This window comes from Exiguobacterium sp. s123, from assembly GCF_018617075.1.
GTDB classification, from domain to species: Bacteria; Bacillota; Bacilli; order Exiguobacteriales; family Exiguobacteriaceae; genus Exiguobacterium; species Exiguobacterium profundum.
Map to the genome: position 1 here is coordinate 231681 of NZ_JACSJL010000002.1, position 22818 is coordinate 254498.

The 22818-nt window shown below is 46.0% G+C and carries 21 protein-coding genes and 2 tRNA genes; 1 reads left to right on the top strand and 22 read right to left on the bottom strand.

What is annotated here, in order from left to right:
- Positions 1-99 precede the first annotated feature (99 nt).
- From KNO72_RS05095 to KNO72_RS05195, 21 genes are all read right to left on the bottom strand, one after another.
- On the bottom strand, positions 100-1062 hold the full coding sequence (locus tag KNO72_RS05095; RefSeq protein WP_214730511.1) for an ROK family glucokinase: 963 nt from the start codon (positions 1060-1062) through the stop codon (positions 100-102).
- Between the two features lie 93 nt (positions 1063-1155).
- Positions 1156-1350, bottom strand: coding sequence for a YqgQ family protein (locus KNO72_RS05100; RefSeq protein ID WP_012726602.1), 195 nt, complete (start codon positions 1348-1350; stop codon positions 1156-1158).
- Positions 1347-2369: a M42 family metallopeptidase gene (locus tag KNO72_RS05105; RefSeq protein ID WP_214757429.1), complete on the bottom strand. Its 1023-nt coding sequence runs from the start codon at positions 2367-2369 to the stop codon at positions 1347-1349. Before KNO72_RS05105 ends, KNO72_RS05100 begins: the two co-directional genes overlap by 4 nt.
- Before the next feature lie 12 nt (positions 2370-2381).
- Entirely contained in the window at positions 2382-3434 is a 1053-nt protein-coding gene (locus tag KNO72_RS05110; RefSeq protein ID WP_078147124.1) for a rhomboid family intramembrane serine protease, read from the bottom strand.
- Positions 3435-3557: 123 nt separating this feature from the next.
- The gene (locus tag KNO72_RS05115; protein WP_012726605.1) at positions 3558-4514 is read right to left on the bottom strand and encodes an L-lactate dehydrogenase; all 957 of its coding nucleotides are present in this window, start codon (positions 4512-4514) and stop codon (positions 3558-3560) included.
- Between the two features lie 169 nt (positions 4515-4683).
- A complete protein-coding gene (locus KNO72_RS05120) occupies positions 4684-5454 on the bottom strand; it encodes a DUF92 domain-containing protein (protein ID WP_214757431.1) in 771 nt (256 codons plus the stop codon).
- The gene (locus tag KNO72_RS05125) at positions 5433-5987 is read right to left on the bottom strand and encodes a 5-formyltetrahydrofolate cyclo-ligase (RefSeq protein WP_159562476.1); all 555 of its coding nucleotides are present in this window, start codon (positions 5985-5987) and stop codon (positions 5433-5435) included. Before KNO72_RS05125 ends, KNO72_RS05120 begins: the two co-directional genes overlap by 22 nt.
- 54 nt (positions 5988-6041) lie before the next feature.
- Positions 6042-6206 (bottom strand): 50S ribosomal protein L33, encoded by a 165-nt coding sequence (gene rpmG / locus KNO72_RS05130; protein WP_255313299.1) that lies wholly within the window; start codon positions 6204-6206, stop codon positions 6042-6044.
- A gap of 84 nt (positions 6207-6290) precedes the next feature.
- Positions 6291-8492 carry a 1,4-alpha-glucan branching protein domain-containing protein gene (locus tag KNO72_RS05135; RefSeq protein ID WP_214757433.1) on the bottom strand — a complete coding sequence of 734 codons (2202 nt, stop codon included), beginning with the start codon at positions 8490-8492 and terminating at the stop codon, positions 6291-6293.
- Positions 8493-8507: 15 nt separating this feature from the next.
- Positions 8508-9257, bottom strand: a complete 750-nt coding sequence (locus KNO72_RS05140; protein WP_078147128.1) for a DUF4912 domain-containing protein — start codon at positions 9255-9257, stop codon at positions 8508-8510.
- Positions 9258-9371: 114 nt separating this feature from the next.
- On the bottom strand, positions 9372-10034 hold the full coding sequence (gene phoU, locus KNO72_RS05145; protein ID WP_012726611.1) for a phosphate signaling complex protein PhoU: 663 nt from the start codon (positions 10032-10034) through the stop codon (positions 9372-9374).
- Between the two features lie 16 nt (positions 10035-10050).
- Positions 10051-10812, bottom strand: a complete 762-nt coding sequence (gene pstB, locus KNO72_RS05150; RefSeq protein WP_224862754.1) for a phosphate ABC transporter ATP-binding protein PstB — start codon at positions 10810-10812, stop codon at positions 10051-10053.
- 110 nt (positions 10813-10922) lie between these two features.
- Entirely contained in the window at positions 10923-11834 is a 912-nt protein-coding gene (gene pstA, locus KNO72_RS05155; protein WP_214684021.1) for a phosphate ABC transporter permease PstA, read from the bottom strand.
- A gap of 1 nt (position 11835) precedes the next feature.
- Positions 11836-12780 carry a phosphate ABC transporter permease subunit PstC gene (gene pstC / locus KNO72_RS05160; protein ID WP_012726614.1) on the bottom strand — a complete coding sequence of 315 codons (945 nt, stop codon included), beginning with the start codon at positions 12778-12780 and terminating at the stop codon, positions 11836-11838.
- A gap of 83 nt (positions 12781-12863) precedes the next feature.
- Positions 12864-13802 (bottom strand): PstS family phosphate ABC transporter substrate-binding protein, encoded by a 939-nt coding sequence (locus KNO72_RS05165; protein ID WP_214686957.1) that lies wholly within the window; start codon positions 13800-13802, stop codon positions 12864-12866.
- A 153-nt stretch (positions 13803-13955) separates the two neighbouring features.
- Positions 13956-16019, bottom strand: coding sequence for a peptidoglycan D,D-transpeptidase FtsI family protein (locus KNO72_RS05170; RefSeq protein WP_078147131.1), 2064 nt, complete (start codon positions 16017-16019; stop codon positions 13956-13958).
- 157 nt (positions 16020-16176) lie between these two features.
- Entirely contained in the window at positions 16177-16785 is a 609-nt protein-coding gene (locus KNO72_RS05175; RefSeq protein ID WP_012726617.1) for a superoxide dismutase, read from the bottom strand.
- An 84-nt stretch (positions 16786-16869) separates the two neighbouring features.
- Positions 16870-18342 (bottom strand): alpha-amylase, encoded by a 1473-nt coding sequence (locus KNO72_RS05180; protein WP_214757435.1) that lies wholly within the window; start codon positions 18340-18342, stop codon positions 16870-16872.
- A gap of 112 nt (positions 18343-18454) precedes the next feature.
- Positions 18455-18528: transfer RNA gene (locus KNO72_RS05185), tRNA-Ile, on the bottom strand.
- A 7-nt stretch (positions 18529-18535) separates the two neighbouring features.
- Positions 18536-18609, bottom strand: a tRNA-Met gene (locus tag KNO72_RS05190).
- A gap of 105 nt (positions 18610-18714) precedes the next feature.
- Positions 18715-20358, bottom strand: coding sequence for a Na/Pi cotransporter family protein (locus tag KNO72_RS05195; protein ID WP_214757437.1), 1644 nt, complete (start codon positions 20356-20358; stop codon positions 18715-18717).
- A 180-nt stretch (positions 20359-20538) separates the two neighbouring features.
- Between KNO72_RS05195 and KNO72_RS05200 the strand changes: the two genes are divergently transcribed.
- Complete coding sequence (locus KNO72_RS05200) at positions 20539-20994, top strand: hypothetical protein (protein ID WP_078147134.1); 456 nt, start codon at positions 20539-20541, stop codon at positions 20992-20994.
- 13 nt (positions 20995-21007) lie between these two features.
- On the opposite strand, the gene KNO72_RS05205 is transcribed toward KNO72_RS05200, so the two are convergent.
- Entirely contained in the window at positions 21008-22708 is a 1701-nt protein-coding gene (locus KNO72_RS05205; protein ID WP_214757439.1) for a methyl-accepting chemotaxis protein, read from the bottom strand.
- Positions 22709-22818 lie beyond the last annotated feature (110 nt).

Below are 22818 nucleotides of genomic sequence, written 5' to 3' on the forward strand. Positions count from 1 at the left end.
CTTTTTTAATAAAAAATCAACTGTGACGTTACAAATTTTACAATATCCCATACCCTTTCCCACAAAAAAACACGCCTGCAATGTGCAGACGCGTCCGTTTCATACTCGTGTCGGAAGGAAGTGTTTCCGTGCCAGCCAAGCACATCCAATCACACCGGCATCGTTTTCGAGTTCAGCGATTTTGAATGTTGTCGACTCGTATACCCGCTCGAGCGCAAACCGTTTGAACTGTGCATCAAGCGGCTCCAATAATGCGTCGCCAGCTTTTGAGACGCCTCCACCGATGACAATCATTTTCGGATTGAGCGTGTTCGCGATGTTTGAGATGGTCAAGCCGAGGTATTCCGTCATCTCGTCAATGACTTCTGTCGCGATCGAGTCACCAGCCTTATATGCTTCAAACACGTCACGTGCAGTCACTTCTTTTAACTCGTTTAATGAAGTATGTTGATTCTTACGCTTCTGTAACGCCAGACGCGAGATGCCGGTCGCTGAAGCAATCGTCTCGATACACCCGAGGCGACCACAACCACACTTCACAGCCTTCGTTTCGTCTCGTTCCACGGTAATATGCCCGATTTCTCCGGCCATTCCTGCCGTCCCATGAACGATATTCCCGTTCGTGATCACGCCACCACCGACACCTGTACCGAGCGTGATCGCCAATAATTCTGACGCCCCTTCGCCGGCACCTTTCCACATCTCACCAAGGGCCGCGGCGTTCGCATCATTTTCGAGCACGGCCGGAAGACCGACTGCTTTTTCGAACTCACTCACGAGTGCAAAATCTTTCCACCCGATGTTCGGAGAATATTCGACAACTCCTTCTGAGAAGTCGACGAATCCTGGTGCCCCGATTCCTGCACCCGCAAAATCTTCTTTCTTCTTACCTGATGTTTGTAAGTATGTTTCAAAAGAAGCTGCGATGTCTTTTGGAATATGTACACCATTCTCTCGAATATCCGTTTTGACTTCCCACTTATCCGAAATGATGCCGTTCATGTCTAAAACGGCCATCTTCACCGTCGTACCACCGATGTCGATACCTAATAACCATTTCATACCGTTCACTCCTCATCTCAACTAAATCGCTTTCATTGAATAGTGTACACTATTATCCCCTTAGTGCAACCCTTTGCACTAAGGGGATTTCTGTCAATCTGTTGAATTTTTTAATTCGTGGGTCAAAATGATTTTGGCCGTATCGTACACACGTTGTTCGATGATGCCCCCTTCATACAATTCGTCGAGTTCCATCATCATGAGTGAGATTTCAGCATCCCGTTCTCCGATGTAAATAATGGTACCGAACGATTTTAAAAACTGTTGGACATCATAAAAGTTTTTCATGCTTCTTCCTCCATCGTCGATTGTACATAACGATTTAACAATTCTCGCGTTGCTTCCAGTGATGACAGATGCGTTCGCTCATAACTATGGCTCGATTCGATTCCTGGCCCAATCAAGGCATGTCGCACATCATACCCTGCTCGAATCGCCGCTGACGCATCTGACCCATAGTACGGATAAATATCTACCTTATACGCGATCTCATGAGCTTTACATAACGCCGTGAACTTCCGTCGTAACCCGATATCATACGGTCCAGATGAATCCTTGGCACAAATCGAGACTGTATACTCATCGGAATGCTGTCCATCCCCGAGCGCACCCATATCAACGGCAATGTATTCCACGACGTCTTCCGGAATACCCGCGTTCCCTCCAAATCCGACCTCTTCATAATTCGAGATCAAGAAGTGAACGGTATGCGGTAAGTCATAACGGATTAAGTCTTTCGCAAGGTCCAATAGAATGGCGACCGATGCCTTATCATCCAAGTGGCGTGATTTCACGTATCCTGAAGAGGTCACTTGAAAGCGAGGGTCGAATGAAACGAAGTCCCCGATCTCAATCCCAAGCGCCGTCACATCTTCACGAGAATGCACTTTTTCATCCAATCGGACTTCGATGTTTGATGCAGATCGCTCGGCAGAGTTCGTGTCCTTATAGACGTGAACACTTGACTGATGGATCAAGATCGTTCCTTCAATCGCCTCTCCTTCTTCACGGTGGACGAGGCAGTTCTCTCCCTCAATCGCCGTCCATGCGTATCCTCCCACTTGAGTCAAACGAAGACGCCCGCTCGGCAAGATGTCTTTGACCATCGCACCGAGTGTGTCCACGTGTGCCGTCAACAGACGCGCCTTGCCAGAACGACCTGAAAATGTGGCCAGCAGTGCCCCTTTATGTAGACGTGACGTCTTGACACCCAGTGCATTCAATTCTTGCTCCGCGAAGCGGATGGCCTCTTCCGTCATCCCGGAAGGACTCGGGATGTTAACGAGTGTTTTTAATGTTTCAATCATTGAATTCTCCCCTTACCAAAATCCGTACCCGACGAATAGTCCAAACATCGAGATGGTGAGTACGGAAAATAAGATTCGTTGTATACGGTTCTTCTCATCCGGTAGCCCGACGACCCCCGAGACGACAAAACCACCAATCAGACCTCCCGCATGCGCGAAATGGTCAAGACCTGCACCTAATACAAACGCAAGTCCTACGTTTAATCCTAACATAATAAAGAGCGGAGGTCCGAGCGTCTTCATGAAGAGAGAACGATCCCGCAACCCAAAGTACAAGAGCGCACCGACCAATCCAAATAGCGCCCCTGAAGCGCCTGCTGATATCGATTCGCTGAATGCAAACGATGCGGATGTCGCTAATATTCCACTGAGCAGGTAGATGATTAAAAATCGTATGGAGCCGTACATCCGTTCGACGAGCGGACCGAGCGACCAGAGTGCAAACATATTAATTGCAAAGTGGAACCAACCGATATGCAGGAACATCGGTGTAATCAAACGCCACCATTCCCCTTGTTCAATCAACGGGTTCACTTTGGCCCCGAATGCGACCAACGTGTTTGGATCAAGCGTCGAACCGACCGATTCGGCTAACCACATAACTAAAAAGGTGACGAACAGTAGCCCATACACCACTTGTGGTTTTCCGAAGGAAAAACGTTTCTTCAGATCCGCTTTCTTTTTCCGGTCGAGGGAGACCGCTAGCAGTCGGAACCGGTCTTCTTCCATAGTCGGTGTGCAAATCGAACGGGACAATGTCACTTTCGCAGGGATTTGAAACGTCAACGAGTCTACACGCTCTTCATCCACGAGACGCTCACCATAAACATGAATGGTCAATCGTTTCCGCCCGATGCGAGATAAGCGAAATGCGTTCAAAATCGCGTGTATATCCATCCCAACGTGATTCGCCCATGCTTTTTCAGTCTGAATGAACAAATCATACCGATCACCTGCTTTCGTATCGAATAAGATGACCGCACGGGAGGGTTCGAGTATGCCTTCAATTCGCCCACCGTTTTCGACCTTTCGATAAATATCTTCCCAAAAACAAGTTGTCGCCAACGAAACCCCTCCTCTCTCTCAATTCTATTGTAAATCACGACACGACCCACGACCAAACGATGATTCGTTCTATATGTATAAAAACCCGTAACCAAATGGCTACGGGTTTCCAAAGGATGGAGATTACAAGACAGGTTCCATCGTTTTCATGAGTACGTTCGCAGAATGTTGCATTTTCTCATGCTCTTCTTGTGACAACTCAATCTCAACGACTTCACGAACGCCTTGACGGTTGATAATCGCTGGTACACCGATATGGATATCGTGCAATCCATACTCACCATCAAGATGGGCACCGACTGTCAACAACGTGTTCTCGTTACGAAGAACAGCCTTGACCAACCGAAGGAGACCGAGTCCAATCGCATAGTACGTCGCACCTTTACGTTCAATGATATGATATGCTGCGTCACGAACGTTGACATAGATGTCTTCAAGGTCTTCCCAGCTGTACTCATCATGCTCTTCAAGTAGTTGCTCGACCGATTTTCCATATATACGAGCGTTGCTCCAGGCAGCAAACTCCGTATCACCATGCTCACCCATAATGTAGGCGTGACAGTTACGCGGGTCGACGTTGAAATAGTCTCCGAGCATGTAACGCAAGCGAGACGTATCAAGCACTGTTCCTGAACCGAAGACACGATGTTTCGGAAGACCAGAATATTTCCATGCGAGATGTGTCATGATGTCGACCGGGTTTGAAGCAATAATGATAATTCCGTCAAAACCAGAGTCCATGATGTCTGAAATCATAGATTTCATAATCTTCGCATTTTTTTCAACGAGATCAAGACGTGTTTCACCTGGACGCTGTGGTGCGCCAGCAGTGATGACCACGATATCAGCGACGCCACAATCCGAGTAATCCCCTGCCCAGACGCGCATCGGTGATGAAGCGAATGAAACCCCATGGTTCAAGTCCATCGCTTCTCCTTCTGCCTTCGCTTTATTGATATCGATGATGACAAGTTCTTCACATAGACTAGCTGTCGTCAATTGGTAAGCGAAACTCGCACCTACTGCCCCTGCCCCTACAAGTGCGACTCGTGTTACTTTAGCATGATTTAATGTTTCCATAATGATTCTCCACCCTTCGAACAATCTGTTTCATGTTTTTGTTATCTCTGTTACAAATAGATTGTAACATCATTCACAAACTCAAACTACAGCGGAAACCGTTTTCACTTTGGCGATATTGTGACAATATTCACATTTATTTGGAACACCTTCATTTTCTGTACTACCCTCATCCAAACACTAAAAAACAAATCAACGTTGCTCCACATACTGAAAGAAAATTAACCGCATCGTTTCCGAGAAAACGCCATCCTGACACGTAAGTCGTCGGCACATCGTGATGTATTTTTTGCTCCGTCAATTTTCCGCAGACTGTACAACGAAACGTTCGTTGGAATGTCGCGCCGAGAAGCGTGTCAATGATGCTACCAGTTAATCCAATCACCCATAATAAAAGGAGATGCGTGACCTTTAAGTCGATGAACACAAGAGAGGATACGACAATCAACAGTGCACCGAACATCGACATGACGGTACCGAACGTCGAGACGGCGCCACTCGTTCCCGGTTCGACTCGCTTAAAGGTAAACATGAACCGAGGTTTCAGTTTCGATAGGACACCGAATTCAGATCCCCACGTATCGCTCGTCGCCGCCGCGATGGAAGCGACATACATATAGAGGTAGACCGGGTCATTCGTCAATTGATAACCGAGTGCACATAAAATCCCTACCCCACCGTTAGCTAACACTTGCATGGCATCGCGAGCCCCCGTCTTCTCGACGATCTCATCGACCCCTTTTTTATCGTGAGAGCGATATTTCGAAGCGAGAGAAGAAGTCGAAAAAAACACGCCAAGCAAGTATAGACCGAACCATCCGAAGGAGAATCCAATCACCGTACCGGTCACGACTGTCAACAGCGCCCCAGAGCGAGTCAACGACCGTAACCGATAACCGAGATAGGCGACGAAACTAGTTACAGCGAATATGGCGAACACTGAATCATCTCCTTCTCTGTCACGATCCATTGAACGGGTAGGTCGTGCGGCTCAGTTGGTACTTGATCGACAATCTGAACGGTATATGCCAAAGCAAGTGTTCTACCTTTATAGGTTTTTAAATAGCGATCATAATAGCCCCCACCCCAACCGATACGATAACCGGTTCGATCGAAAACACGCCCCGGAACAAGACAAAGGTCGATCACTTGCGTCGTCGCTGGAGTGGTCGGCTCTAAAATATTCATGACTCCCTCTTCCAAATCATCAAATGAATGAATGATGTGAAACGTAAGTCCCCGCTCCGTTACTTTCGGGACGCAGACCGTTTTTCCTTCTTTAAAGGCCATATGAATAATCGGGGACGTATCAATTTCTAGCGGGAGTGACAACGTTAGCGCGATTGTTTGACTTTCAATCCATAAGTCCGAGGCAAATAATGATTGGTGAATGACTTCGTCCGCATGATGTCGATCCGCCATTTGTTTGATGTATTGATGAATCGTGCGCCGCAGCGCTGTTTTCTCTTCCACAACGTATTCCTCCTTACAAAAAAAGCCGCCACATATGTGACGGCCGGTCCCTCATTACTTCACTTCGCGGTAAAGCGTGTGACGACGGAGACGTGGGTTGTATTTGCGCAACTCGAGGCGCTCAGGGTTGTTACGTTTGTTTTTCTTCGTGATGTACGTGCGATCGCCTGTTTCTGTGCAAGCTAATGTAATTTTAACGCGCATTTCTTTCACTCCCATCTTAATGATGTTGTATCAAGTGCTTTTGCTTTACAGTCTAAGCATACTCAATTATCCTACCAAGTTTCTTATGAAAAAGCAAGGTTATTTCACGTTCTTTTTCATTGATTCCTGTCCATATGGAGAAGTCTCTATAGGTAGGCATGTGTTGACGTTCTCGCTCACCTTATACCATTGTTTTAGGTCGTGAATCGAGATCTCTTCCCCGACATATACGCGTTCTGATGCAGGAAACACGCTGTTTTCGATTCGATGGATTGCATCGAATAAACCACCGTGACCATGCGGATTGCGAGTCGCTTCAAAGGACAACATAGTTGAGTATAACGGAAGCGCAAGGGATTGCGCAAGTTCTCTTGCAGCAGGAATCGTCATCCAATCGAAGTGGTGAACCACTTTGAAGGAAACACGTTTCGAAAGTTCATGAACCAGTTTTACATAGGCGATATTTTGTGTTGCCACCTGGTTCATGACATGCTCTAAAAATGGACTAGTTGGACGAACACGATACACATGTATGTTTCCTTGTCGCTCATACTCAGGCAACTCGTCATGATATGGCGTTAATACATAGACGACTTCGCCATCGTCCGCTCTCGCCTCGATTTCGTCGACGACCCGTCTTCCGAGTCCTCCAACGATATGACCGTGATATTCAGGCGTGAGCACCAAAATGGCTGGTTTTTCTTCTTCCCGCTCGGTTGTCACATAGTAATCGTGAGGAGATAGGAACGAATCAATATCGATGTCTTCATCCTGAAGAAATGGATATGCAGCGTAATGATCATGTAGCAACTGTTCGGATACTCCATCCTGATAGAGTGTCGTTTCCAGTTCTGCAAAGAGTCGTGTGTGTTCACGGAACCGTTCGGCGGCATACTGTGCCGTCGTTTGCCCATCCAAGATGAACGCCCAGTCACTCGACACAGCCAATACGTAATGACGGATTAATTGTTTCAAGGCGCGATTCGTCGCTTCCGATTGATTACGATAGTCCGCCACATCTTTTACGAGTTGCATCTCCATCATGTGCAAATGACGAAGCATCCACTCATTTCTTTCGTTAATCCAAACTTCACCATAACCTTTACGTCCCCATGTATTCATCGACACGTGGACCGTCTGTAAATCTTTAAAGTGACGTTCAAGGAAGAGCGCTGGCGTGATGGTTTCAATTCCAAATTCAGCAAGTCTCTCTGCTACTTTCCCAAGAAACTCTGGCCCCTCAAACCACCAGTGACCGAACAACTCCGCATCGAACGGAGCCGTGACTAAAAATGGTGGGAATGTCTGAGCACCGTGCGCTTCAAGATGTGATTCTAACGTTTTGGCAAAATCGGTCGCATGGTTTTCAATTTGATGTTCCGCCCATTCGCGCACGTAGAAATCCTTTTGATCCGTATCACCCGTAATCCGGTGCATTTTTAAACCCGTATCAAAACGAATTCCTTCCGGATGCATGAAGGACTGGATATAGTCCCAGTCCCGATCGTATGCCAAATCGCGGTAAAACTCACGATAATCCGGATGGCCTGGATATCCGATCATCGAACTCCAAATTTTACCTGAGATGATTTGATCCCGCGGGAACAACGCGACGCCATGTGGTGAATAAACAGGGGCTCCAATTCCTTTCTCTGGCGTCGGATCTGCGTCGAGAAGAGCATGTTCATCGACAAATGTGTAGCGAATTCCTTCTTCATAAAGAATCCGATCAACTCCTGGTGTATAAGCACATTCTGGTAACCAGATGCCTGTTGGACGGAACCCATAATGACGTTCGAAACAGTTCAAACCTGTGCGAATCTCAGCACGCGCCGCCTGTTCCGTGAAGAGATGTGGATTAAAGCCATGGGTTGCCGTACATGTCACCATGTCAATATAACCTGCCTCACGATATGTACGGAACGCCTCATTCAAATTTTTATTCCAATGGAGGAACGTATTTTTTAAATCGTGGTATCGTTGACGATAAAAATGTAACGTCGCTGTTTCTTCGTCTGTTCGGTCCTCAGACAATTCGAGGGCAATCAATTCGAGCATATCGTCTAAGTGCTCCACATAGCGATCCTGAATGAGAGGATCGGCAAGCATTTCAACGACAGGTGGGGAAATACTAACCGTCCAATGCAAGGGACGCTTCAAGCGATCGACTTGCCATAGAATCGGAAGATATGTCTCAGAGATGGCCTCGTAAACCCATCTTTCTTCTAAACGGTGTTTCTCTTCATGCCTAACGTACGGTAAATGAGCATGAAGGACGAGTGAAAAGTACCCAGGTTTCATAATAAAAAGTCCTCCTTAACGCACGAGTCGGTATGCTGCATATTTTGGTAACGTATCAAGTAGTTCTGGAGAATCAACTTCCCCGTATTGCCAACGTCGGACCGGTTCTGCGAATCGTCCGACTCCAACTGGTTCTGCCCGCGGCGTATCAAGCGGATTTGATGCGACGATTGGGAGAAACTCCCCTTCCATCGTCCGAATCCCAAATTCAAACACATATGTCGTATTCGGGTCGAGAGGGCGAACGAACCAGCTGTTCGTCATTTCAGGAAGATCGAATGTATAGGAGCGGTTTGCGTGACCGCTATTGTAATCAAGTAACGTAACATCAAGGATGCGAAACGCCTTCGGCAATTCTTCCCAGCGTCGCATAAATTGAAGCACTAACGTTTCTTTCACGAGATCAGATACTTCCCAGCATACATACACTGCGTTTGGAGACTGTACGACCGCATGCATAAAGTCCACGTTGTACCGATCGGGTAGCTTCCAGTATCCTTCCGGACCCTTTTCAAGAAGTGGAGAAGTCGACACGTTGGCCGTCTCTTTCGCTGATGCCACTTGTTTGCGTGAGGGCGTCACCGACGTCTTTGCTTTCTTCGTTTCACGCTTTTTTTTCACAGGGGCAACCGCCTCCACTTCCTGTTGCTGATTTCTCCATTTACGCCATGCGTATTGGACTTTGCCAATCGGGACGTCTAATTCTGCCGCAATCTGTTTTAACGTAAGACCTTGTTGTTTCAAGGATACGATTTTCTCTTCCATCTCTATATGGCTCCCTTCATGTAAAATCCATGTAGACTATTATTCGCTCCTTGAGTTTGTATTCCTGCCCAAAAAAATAAAGAACAACAGCACTGTTGTTCTTTACCACTAATCTTATTGATTCAAATCATAATGTTTCCCTTTTTCGAGGAAAATTAAATGTTCTCCGAAGTTCGTCACATGATCGCCCATCCGTTCGAGGTATCGAGCAATGTTCGAGAATTCGTATACATCGTTCGTCCCAACCGTCATGGCCGGAAGAGAACCGATATATTGTTTAATCACCGTTAGATTGATGTCATCAATCACGCGGTCCATCTCATTGAGTTCACGAACACGGCTCACTTCACCTTTACGATAGGCACGTGTCGCCAGTTCAAGCATGTCAATCAACTGCTCGGCCATCTTCTTGAGCGGTTGGATGTCAAGCACATAAGGAACGTGCTCGATTCGTGTCACTGCTTTTGCGATGTTTGTCGCATAGTCCGCAATGCGTTCAAGATCTGTCGCTGATTTCATCGTCACAATCAGACGTCGTAAGTCAGTCGCGACTGGTTGCTGTTTTGCAATCAATAGGATCGCTTCGTCATTGATTGTCAACTCCAACTCGTCTAACTCGTTATCGTTATCAATCACGGTTTTAGCCAATTCGAGATCATGTTTTTCCAACACTTCGATTGCCGTCGCCGTTTGGCGCATCGTCAAGTTTGCCAATCGTACAACTTTATCTTCTAATTCAGTCAATTTCGTATCAAAAAATGTGCGGTTTTGTGCCATCAATCCAGTCTCCTCCTTAACCGAAACGGCCAGAAATATAGTCTTCCGTCCGTTTGTCAGATGGATTCGAGAAAATCTTATCTGTTACATCGAACTCGACAACTTCTCCATTTAAGAAGAATGCCGTTTTATCCGAAACACGGGCAGCTTGTTGCATGTTATGTGTCACGATGATGATTGAATATTGTTCTTTCAACTCTTGTACCAATTCTTCCACTTTCAATGTAGAAATCGGATCAAGGGCAGACGTCGGCTCGTCCATTAAGATGACATCCGGTTCAATCGCTAACGTACGCGCGATACAGAGACGTTGTTGTTGTCCACCTGAAAGTCCGTACGCATTCTCATTCAATCGATCTTTTACTTCATCCCAGATTGCCGCACCACGTAATGAACGCTCGACAATTTCATCGAGTACTTTCTTATTTTTGATTCCGTGCGTCCGCGGTCCGTATGCCACGTTGTCATAGACCGATTTTGGGAACGGGTTCGGTTGTTGGAATACCATCCCGACCGATGTACGCAAGTCTTCTACTTTATATCCACGGTCGAAGATGTTACGACCATGATACAAGATTTCACCGTTCGTCCGAACCGATGGAACGAGTTCGACCATACGGTTTAGAGTCTTAATGAACGTCGATTTACCGCACCCAGATGGTCCAATGATTGCCGTGACTTCATTCTTTTTAATATCGAGGTTGACGTCAATCAAAGCCTGGTCTTCTCCATACCACAAGTTCAAATTGTTGACGACATAGGCGCTATCTTTTTTCATCTCAGTCGTTGTCTGTTCTGTCGTAGTTGTATTCACGTTTTGATCTCCTTTGTTGAGCTCTTGTTGTTTCATCATCTCGAGCTTCCTCCTCATTCATCTGCAAAAAAGACTTAGTGTCGATTTGTATATTTGTTTCGAATATAGATGGCAACCGAGTTCATCGCGATGAGCATCGTCATGAGTACGATAATCCCTGCTGCTGCTAAGTTTTGGAACTCTGGTTGTGGTCGACTCGTCCAGTTATAAATCTGGATCGGGAGGGCCGTGAAGTCAGAGAAAATGTTACTCGGTGTCGTTGAAATGAATGTTGCCGCTCCGACCATGATGAGTGGAGCCGTTTCACCAATCGCACGAGAAACCGCTAGGATAATTCCCGTAATGATCCCTGGCAACGCCGAAGGTAACACGACGTTAAATGTCGTCTGCCACTTCGATGCCCCGAGCGCTAGCGAAGCGTGTCGTAATTCCATTTTGACTGCTCGTAGCGCTTCCTGTGAGGCCACGATGACAATCGGCAAACTCATGAGACCGAGCGTCAAGGCACCGGCCAGAATCGAGTTCCCTAATTCCATGACTCGAACGAAAATCGTCAATCCAAGCAACCCGAATACGATTGACGGAACGCCTGCCAAGTTCGAAATGTTGACTTCAATAAACGAAGTCATGCGATTTTTCGGAGCGTATTCTTCCAAGTAAATTGCCGCTCCAACACCGATGACAAACACCATCGGTACGATCAATAGCATGAGCCATAACGACCCAATCAACGCAGGATATAATCCAGCCTGTTCAGGACGGCGCGACGGGAAGTTGCGTAAGAAATCGAGATTGACCCACCCTGCCCCTTTGGACACGATGTCATAAATCAATGTCGATAAGACAACGAGTGCAAAGACGAGTCCCGCCAAAAAGATGTACTTAAATATTTCATTCAATTGTAAACGTCGTTTAATTCGTTGAGACACGGTCTCACGATTCATCAAGTTCTTCGTATTCTTGAACTCACTGTTCGGTAAAGCCATATTAGTACTCCTCTCTGAAGCGGCGCGTCACCCAGTTTGCGAATAAGTTCATCAATAAGGTAAAGACGAACAACAACGCACCGACCGCATAGATACTGTAATATTCGATTGTGCCGTAACCTGCATCACCTTTTGCGATTTGAACGATATATGCTGTCATCGTCTGAATTGCATTGAGCGGATTGAACTCGAAGTTTGGCTGTGAACCACCAGCGATCGTTACAATCATCGTCTCACCAATCGCACGGCTCATACCGAGAACGATAGAGGCAATAATCCCAGACGTCGCTGCAGGCATGACAACTTTCGTCGCCACTTCAAGACGTGTCGCACCTAAACCGAGCGCACCGTCCCGAATTTTCTTCGGAACAGCACTCATTGCATCCTCAGAAATCGAGGCAATCATCGGAATAATCATAATCCCGACGACAATCCCTGGGCTGAGTGCATTGTAAATTTGAAGTCCTGGGATGAGTGCTTGCAAAATCGGTGTAATGAATGACAAGGCGAAGAAACCGAATACAATCGTCGGCACACCGGCCAACACTTCTAGAATTGGTTTCAACACACGTCGTGCCCGTTCAGAGGCGTATTCACTTAAGTAAATCGCAGACGCCAAACCGAGTGGGACGGCTACAATCATCGCAATCACAGTAATTTGGAGTGTTCCCATCACAAGGGCCCATACCCCGAAGCGCTGATCTGCACTAAGCGGGTACCATTCTGTCGATCCTAAAAATTCTGCGACAGGGACTCGTTCAAAGAACTTGAATAGCTCAAAGCCTAGTGTGAACGCAATACCAATGGTCGTGACGACCGATACGAATGCGCTCAAGAATAATAAGAACGGCATGATTTTATCAAACACGTTCGTCGTACTATATTTCTTTTGTTTATTTTGTTGAATCATCTCTCGAATCGAAAGCTTGTTGTTCGGTTCATTCATCTCGTGTATCGCTCCCTACCTCTTCATACTAGAAAGCATGGCGAGAAGGCGAGACCGTGTCTCACCTTCTGCCACCTATCATCTTATTCTCCAGCGATTTCGTCTATCATCTTCATGTTTTCGTCGTAACGGCCTTGTTCCATTTTCACGTAACCGACTTCTTCAGAAAGATCGGCTGCATTTTCGTTCATGAAGCGTGCGAAGTCCGCAACCTGCTCTTTGTCTTTCAACGAAGCGTTGTTGACGTACGTGTAAATCTCACGTGAGAGCGGATAAGACAAATCGTTAATCGTGTCATGTGTTGGCTCAACGCCCTCAACATTTAATGCACGAAGTGTGTCTTTGTTCTCAAGGTAATATGCGAATCCAAAGAATCCGATTGCTCCCTCTGTTCCGGCTACACCTGTGACGAGTACGTTGTCATCCTCTGACAATTGCGCATCTTGACGAATATCTGTTTCATTCAATACTTTTTCGTCGAAGAAATCGTAAGTTCCGGAGTCTTTACCTGGTGCGAAGAATGAGATCTCCTCATCTGGCCAGTCTGAGCGAACGTCTTTCCACGTCTTGATGTTCGTGTCCGTCCACATCTTATTCAATTCTTCAATCGTGATATCTTGTGCCCAATCGTTCGCTGGGTTTACAACGAGCGAAAGTCCATCAAGTGCAACTGAGAGTTGCGTGAATTCCACACCGTTTTTCTCAGCTTCGGCTGCTTCTTCTTCTTTGATTTCACGTGATGCGTTTGAGAAGTCTGTCTCTCCCATCACGAAACGTTTGAAGCCACCACCCGTACCAGAGACACCGACTGTCACTTCAACTTCTGGTTGTTCAGCTGAATATTCTTCTGCGACTGCTTCCATGATTGGGAATACAGTTGATGATCCGTCCATGACGACTTTTCCTGAGAGCGCATCGCCGCCTTCAGCAGCGCCACCTTCTTCATTGTTCCCACAAGCAGCACCTACGAGTGCGACTGAAGTGATTGAAGCGAGTAAAGCTGATTTTTTCATCCAAGACATTTGTGACGTCCTCCTTGAGTTTGCTTTGATTTTTGTTGTGGATTTGTTGTTCTGTCCTACAATTAATATCCTAATGAACTTCTATTAACGAGAAATAAACGGAACGTAAAAGAATTGTAAAGACAAAAAAAGAAGTCACCGAAGTGACTTCTTTTACTGAAGCATTGCATTGACATCTTCTAAATTAAAGTAAGCTTTCATGATGTCGTGTGCGACCCGCGTGTTGATTCCTTCCGCCTCAAGTCCAGGCATGATAATTGCCCAGGCGATTTCCGGGTCATCGAACGGTGCCCAACCGACATGGTTTGAGTTCAATGTCTTGATCGGTTCTCCGTTCGCATTTCGTTTCGCCTGACCGTCTGCGCCCTCCGCAATCGCTTGGGCAGTTCCGGTTTTACCTGCAGCCGTCATACCGGTCTCCTGTAAAATGCGAGACGAACCGGAAGAAGATTCAACCCCTTGACGATACCCTTCACGGACCCGCTCGATATATTCATCCTGGATATCGACTTTATTCAACGCATTCGGTTGGAACGTGCTCACGACTTGCTTGTTGTTCTCATCAAGCGAACCTGGCTCAATGATTTCTTTTAGCAAGTGTGGTTGGACACGATAGCCACCGTTCGCCAATGCTGACGTATATTGCGCCAATTGAATCGGAGTATAAGAAATATACTGTCCAATCGACATATCCATCAGAAGTGTGACACGGTCCGGGATACTCCGGAATCCGGTCGACTCGAACGGTAAGTCAATCCCTGTCTCAATTCCGAGACCGAATTGTTTATAGTAGTGTTCCATCGTTTCAAACGCCTGCGTGACATTTTCTCCGACAATTTGACCTGTCGAGTAATAATCAGCCAGACGCAACGCAATTTGGAACATATAGATGTTCGATGACATCGCAAGTGCATCTAAGTCGTTGATGTTCCCCATATTTCGGTAGGAAGCTTTCACTGACGAACCGATTCGAATCGGTGCATCATAAATATATTCTCCCGGTTTGACGACGCCTTCTTCAAATCCATAGGCGACCGTCGCCCCTTTGATGGTTGATCCGATTTGGCTGGCACGAAGCACCGTACCGGTCGACACATCCTTGAATTCGTTCGTTTCCAAATCGAGTTCTTGTCCAGACAGAGCGAGCAATTCACCCGTTTGCGGATTCATGACGACCGCAAACGCTCGGTCGAAATGAGGACTTCCAGAGCGTCCTGCGCGAATCGCCTTTTTCAAGATCTCATCGACTTCTTTTTGGAACTCGATGTCGGTCGATAAGACGATATCTTTCCCTGGATTCCCACTCACTCGTGTCGGTTCACCTACCGGTTCCCCTTTGTACGTGGTGAACACATCATAGGCCGGCGTTCCACGAAGGACATCTTCATACTGTTGTTCCAAGTATGAGGTACCGACCCGGTCGTTCAACCCGTAACCTTTCGCTTGATAAGACGCACGTTGTTCCGCCGGAATTTGACGATAACTTCCCAGGAAACTTTTGAACGTCTCATCATACGGATAGTCCCGTTGATAGTACGGTTCGACACTCACCCCAGGCAACTGCTCTAAGTTCTCTTCGATGACCGCCATCTCTTTCGGGCTTGCACCGATTTTGATGACCTGTGGGTCGAGTGCATAGCCGCTCTCCATGTTGTGTTTAATGGCGATGATTTCTTCTGTCGCGTCATCAAACGTGATCTCTTCTTCTGTAATCGAGTCAAGCAAGAGTCGGTCCACGTCTTGGTTAGACAATGCGGCCCGCTCCTCTTCCGATAATTCTTCCAATAGCGCTTGAGTCCGTTCTTGCGCCAATTCCGGATTCGTTGCAATCCAGTAATCCTTCCGGTCTCGCTCCGTCATTTTGCGGTCTTCTTTCGGAATGTCGACGATTTCCGCCAACTTTTTCGCAACGTCCAACCGTTCATCCGTCTTTGTCACTTGAGAGCGACGATACATGACTGAGTAGTTTGAAATCGTATCCGCCAGTACTTGACCGTTCCGGTCGTAAATTTTCCCTCGCGGCACTTCATATTTAATTTTACTCGACTCCGTTTTCTGTACTTCCCGAGCAATCAATTCACCATTCACGATTTGGACGACACCTAACCTAAAAATGAGGGTCGCGAATAGAATGAAGACGATGAAAAATAGTAAATTCAAGCGTAACGGTAAGTGGTTTCGCCGTTTTTTCGGCACTTTTACCCGATTTTTAGCCAAATCCGTTAACTCCCTCCACGTTCATTTCCTTCTATATTATAGAGGACAGGAATCCCTGTCGTTTTGTCCGATTTTCACTATATCATAATTTGTTTACAAATTAATGAAAACCATAAAAAAACCCGAGATTCATATCAGAACCTCGGGTAAGACAAACTTATTTTGCGTCAGCGTACAATGTCGCCACATAATCCCAATCGATGACATGGAAGAATGCGTTGATATAGTCAGGACGACGGTTTTGGTAGTTCAAGTAGTAAGCATGCTCCCACACATCAAGACCGAGGATCGGTGTAACACCTTCCATGATTGGTGAGTCTTGGTTTGGAGTAGACGTGACTTCGAGTTTACCATTTTTCACAACGAGCCAAGCCCAGCCTGAACCGAAGCGAGTTGTTGCAGCTTTCGTGAATTCGTCTTTAAACCCATCGAAGCTACCGAACGACTCATCGATTGCAGCAGCGAGGTCGCCAGACGGAGTACCGTTCTCATTTTTCTTCAAGAGCTTCCAGAAGAACGAGTGGTTCCAATGACCGCCACCGTTGTTGCGGACAGCTGTTTGAATGTCAGCAGGAAGCGAATCGATTTTTTGAAGCAAGTCTTCGAGTGAAGAGTACTCCACATCTTTTCCTTCGAGTGCATTGTTTACGTTCGTGACGTAAGTGTTGTGGTGTTTCGTGTGGTGGATTTCCATCGTGCGTGCATCAATGTGTGGTTCGAGTGCATCATATGCGTAATCAAGTTGTGGTAATTCAAATTTAGCCATTACTAAAATCCCCCTTAAAAGTGTTTTGAACAACGTTCGTCTTAAATGTAACAGATATGTGACGGTCGACTCAATTGTAATGCTTTATTCAACATCTTCTTCTGGCAATGCCCAAACTGAAATCGACCCCGCCGACACTTTAAATACCCCAAATCCTTCTTCATCAATCTCAATTCGATTATTCAATGTATTCGTTAAATCGACCCATGTTTCACCGGCACGTTCTTCCCCGACAAACATTCTCTTTTGAGATTCATCAGAAGTTGAAATGAGGACGGCACATCCGGAACGTTCGATTTCCTCCACACCTTTTCGTACCCACCCGATGACGTTTGCATCATCAAAGTAATCATCCTGCTCCCCGTACGCTTTCTCTCGGCGTGCATACAGAAGCGTATCAATGGCGAGCTTCATCCCATCAGTCGGGTGAGGACCGTCTATACCGTAGTAATCGCCATAGAAGACACATGGATAACCATCTTTACGAAGTAAGACGAGACCATAGGCGATTTGCTTGAACCAATCTTTCACCCATGACTCAAGCGCCTCCTCGGGTTGTGAATCGTGATTATCTACGAACGTCACGGAATGAAGCGGGTGTGACTGAACGAGCGTATCATCAAAAATGGTTCGCATGTCAAACGCGGCCCCTTCCTCTGAGGCTTGATGTAATTTGTAATGGAGTGGGACATCGAATAAATCGACATGGTAATCGATGTTATCGAGAAATTCACGACAGGCATCAAGGTCAGATTTCCAAAACTCGCCGACAAAATAGAATTGGTCACCTTTCTCTTCCCGCATCGTCTGACTGAACTCTTTTACAAAGTCATAGTTGATGTGTTTAATGGCGTCAAGACGGAATCCATCACATTTCGTCTCTTCGATGAACCATTTCCCCCAATTCAACACTTCTTCGCGCACATCGGGATGGTGGTAGTCGATGTTCGCAAACATTAAATAGTCATAGACACCGAATTCATCGTCGACGTTATCGTTCCATCTTTTGTTTTCTCCAACGATAAAGAAAATACCGGAACGATCAGTCGCCGCATCATAATCCGTTCCGTTAAAATGTGTGAAGTCCCATTTAAATGAAGAATATTTCCCATCACGAGCTTCATAATCAAATTTTGTCCACCCTTCGATTTCAAACGCTTCATCCGAGAGGACTTTCGTACGGTCGTCGGGATCGACTTCTAACACTTCAAACTTCTCGGTCGCATCCGCCCCGGCTTTATGATTCATGACGACATCCATATAAATCTGCATCCCAAGTTCTTGTTGACAATAGGTCGTTGCTTCAAGTAGTTCTTTTTTCGTTCCATATTTTGTGGCAATGGACCCTTTTTGATCGAACTCGCCCAAATCATATAAGTCATAGATTCCATAACCGGTATCTTGATCACTTTGCCCTTTTGTGACAGGTGGTAGCCATAGCGCAGTGATTCCTGCTTTATTTAAGTCGGCTGCTCTCTCCTTTAGTCGCTTCCAATGCTTTTGATCTGCCTCGACATGCCATTCAAAAAATTGCATCATGGTGTGGTTTCGTTCCATTTTGTCCGCCTCATTTCATATTTTTCAAAAAACAAAATGCTAACGAGTATTTACCCAGCAATTTTAAATTGAAAACAAAAAGCGACGTTCACAATGTGACGTCGCTTACGAATGGACCCTGTAGGACTTGAACCTACGACCGGACGGTTATGAGCCGTCTGCTCTAACCAGCTGAGCTAAGGGTCCTTATAAATAGCGGCGGAGGGAGTCGAACCCACGACCTCACGGGTATGAACCGTACGCTCTAGCCAGCTGAGCTACACCGCCATGTTGTTATACAGTAATAATATACTGAATATGTCCTAGAGTGTCAAGGAGTATTCCTTGCCAAATAAGAAAAGCACCCCAAATTTCATTTGGAGTGCTCCTGATTTATACGGTTACTTCGTTTGCATCTTCGAGTGTGATTTCCGTGATGTTCATGGCATGGTCACCGATTCGCTCCAAGTTCGAGAGCATATCAACAAAGAACATACCTGCTTGCCCATCACAAGCACCTGTGTTCAAACGAACGACGTGGTTCTTACGGAATTGACGCTCGAGCATGTCGAGTTTCGCTTCCATTTCAATGACTTTACGTGCTTCAACCATGTCGCCGCTAGCCAACGTCTGAAGAGATTTCTCTAACGTCGCACGTGTGAGGTCGTACATTTCAGTCAATTCTTTTTGTGCATCTGCCGAAAGTGTCACTTTCGTAGCTGTCTTATAATCAATCAACTCAATGATGTTCTCAACGTGATCACCGATTCGCTCGATATCGTTGATGGCATGCATGAGCGTTTTGTGCTCCTGTGACTCTTGTTCCGTCAAATCAACGGCAGCCAACTTCACGAGGTAATCTGTAATCTTCGCATTCAACGAGTTCAATGCTTCTTCGATATGTGCCGACTTTTCAGCGTGCTTCTTGTCGCCAGTCGTCAAATAGTTGCGTGCTTCATCAAGACCAAGTTTTGCGAAATCTCCCATACGGATGACTTCATATTTCGCTTGCTCGACTGCAATCGAAGGCGACTGTTGAATGAAGATCGGATCTAAATGTTGTGCTTTCGTATCAACGATTGAGTCTTCACCTGGGACCAATTTCGTCACAATCCAAGCAATCGTTCCGATGAACCAGAACTGGATCAATGTGTTGACGACGTTAAACGTACCGTGTGCGAATGCAATTTGCATCTTATCTTCGATTGCTAAGAGATTTGTGATCCAATAGATATAGTTTGTGAACGGAACTAACAAGATCATAAAGATTGTCGTACCAATCAAGTTAAAGATGACGTGTGCCGCTGCTGCACGACGTGCGGCAACTGATGCACCAATCGATGCCAAAATCGCCGTGATCGTTGTTCCGATGTTATCACCGAACAATACCGGTAAAGCAGCACCTAAATCGATGGAACCACCAGCATATAGTTCTTGCAAGATTCCGATCGTCGCAGACGATGATTGAACAATCACGGTAAATACTGTACCAACGATGACACCGAGGAACGGATTGTCACTCATTGATTGCGTCAAGTCGATGAAATATTCGCTTGAACGAAGTGGTTTCATCCCACTTCCCATCAATTCAAGTCCATAGAACAACATCCCGAAGCCAAAGAAGATTTGACCGAGGTGTTGTAATTTTTCTTTTTTAAAGAAGAACAACAATACTGCACCGATTGCAATGATTGGAAGCGCATATGCACCAACATCGAATCCGATGATGAACGCCGTCACCGTCGTACCGATGTTCGCCCCCATGATGACCCCGATTGCTTGACGGAGTGTCATGAACCCGGCGCTAACAAGTCCGACCGTAATGACGGTTGTACCTGAAGATGATTGAATCAATACTGTCACAATAATCCCGGCGAGTACACCGAGGAATGGATTCGTTGTATACTTATCAAGGATGTCGCGCAGGCGATTCCCTGCAGACTTTTGGAGTCCGTCTCCCATCGATTTGATCCCGAAGAGGAAGATCCCTAGACCTCCAAAAAACATGAATAACATTTCTTGCAAATTGTATTCCACGATTTTTGTACTCCTTTTAATTAAGAATTGGTTGGATTTGCTTGGTTTTTAATGCCCTACTCATTATGCCTTCATCGGCAGTATCATGTAAACACGTTTAATGTAAAAGTTTTATTAAAACACTGTACCATTATTTTAGATTATCGGCTTACTGTAATATAACAGATTGGAGTTTTTAGTATGCTCTCTACCATTTTGACTTTTCTTCAAACGAGCCTAGTCCCATCGAAACGCGCACTTCGACTTCGTCTAGCTCCGCTCCATGCCTACATGGGCGCCACATTCATCTTAACTCTCGTCATTACCATACTAGACTTTTTCGTGATTCGTCCTGACTTTTTCATCCCGATGTGGCTATTCTTGCACGGCTTCGCCATCTTCTTCTTCTATTTGATTTGGGTTGCACTCATGGCATTGTATGTCCAACTGTTTACGAAAATCTATTCAAAGAACAAATGGGCTTATCGTCAAGCCTGGCCATATGCTGTGGCGATGACACTCATCCCAACCTTGTTATTGGTCATCTTCTATCATTTGAATCCCGATTTCCTGACCCTCGGCTTTATAATCGGTCTCGGCTATATCAGTTTTCCGCTAACAAAAGTACCACAACCAAAACAACGTCGGGCCTCTTGAGCCCGACGTTGTTTTATGTTGGTGACAGTTCCTTTAGCGTCTGATTCAATGCTTCACTTTGGTCTCCAAGATTCGTTCCCGCGTCTTGAAGGGCAAGCTGAACATCTGACCAGCGATCGACACCTGTATTCAATTCAATCAATTTTCGTTCAAGCAATGAACTGATTTCGCGCAATTGTTCATTCGATTCCATTAAATGAACCAGCTGCTGGCCCGTACTCGATGTATGGACCGTAATCGCTTGAAATTCGTCAAGCTGTACTTTTATCTCACGATCGATGGTTTCAATTCCTGACTCGACACGACTAACGGCATCTTTTAAATGGTGAACTTCTTTAATGAAGTCATTAACTTCAGATAGCAGGTCCGTTCGTTCTGTGTTTAATGCTTCGATGGCACTGACCGCTAAAAGCGTCGATTCGTTTGTCATCTTCGCCAAATTCCCAACTTCACTGGCAACGACAGCAAATCCTTTGCCGTGCTCTCCTGCTCGTGCCGCTTCAATCGATGCGTTTAACGATAACATCTTTGTTGCCGCCGATACGGATAAGATACTTTTCAGCGCAACATCTGCCTTCGAAGAATTCGTCTCACTCTCAAGAAGTCGTCTCTGAATCGACTCCACTTGTTTCTCGACGTAATCACTCACGTCTCTTACAGAAGAGAACGTCTCAAGTTCTTCATGTAAAATAGACTTCAATTGATTCCCTCGCTCGTCCACACTCGTGATTTGCTGTTCAAGCGCTTCGATTTGTCGCGTCACATCTTTCATTTTAGATGTAGAGCCGTTTGTCACCGATTGATATGAATAGCTCGTCGATTCAACCGTAGCCGCCACTTCCCGAAACTGCTCCACCTGTTCGTGACTGTTACGTAATTCTTGTTTAAAGACAGGTAAGCTTTGATTGAACGCCGTTGCCGTTTTTCCCATCATGGACATCGATTGATTCCAAAGCGTGATGAACGCGTTGAACTCTGTTTCTAACATATGAATCTCTTTTGACTTCGATCCAAGTGTGACATCATCGAATCGGCGTGATGCCACGGCACTTCGTAACGAATCAGCCAACACACTGAGTGGTTTCACTTCACGGTGAATCAACCGTGTGAAGAGGACCATCACGCCAACCATCGCAATCAATACGATGAAGGCGATATGTTGGCGTAGCGAACTCATCGGACCCAAAACTGATTCTTTCGTAACGACAAGGACGTAATCCGCTTTTAGTTCAGGTATCGGGACAGAAGCCACTAATAACGTTTCAGTTTCTTTCACTTCCGCTTCAGAACTGTTCGACAACTTGCCGATCAATTTCTCTGTCGCTATGCTTTCCTTCCCAGTCAGCTGTTCAATTGCTTGATCACGCACTAAAAATTGTGCCGCATCAAACTCATCCCCCGATAAGATTGAAGCCTGTTGCATATAGGCTGACTTCAGCGAGCGTGCCAACTGTTTCTCATTCGCAACGTAGGCACTATATGACGTTTTAATCGATTCTCGCATGACAGTGACTTCTCGCATGAGCCGTTGCTCGATTTCTGATGCCAAGAGTTGCTCAGATTTGATTGCGAACCACCCGAATGTGAGCGCGAAGACGAGTAAGACAATTGGCATGAGCGTCCACTGGAGTCGGTTGGCCAATTTAGGATACTGACGTGCCTCGTGCAACGGTCTCTTCCACTTGACTGGATTTTGTTTAAAGTTCCACTTCACAGATGCCACCTCTTTTTCTAATCTCGCCTATATATCGGTCTTGAGACGGTGGAAAATTATGAAGTAGATGTTAAGATAGCGTTAGAGTTTGTAAAGAGCACACATCCGTC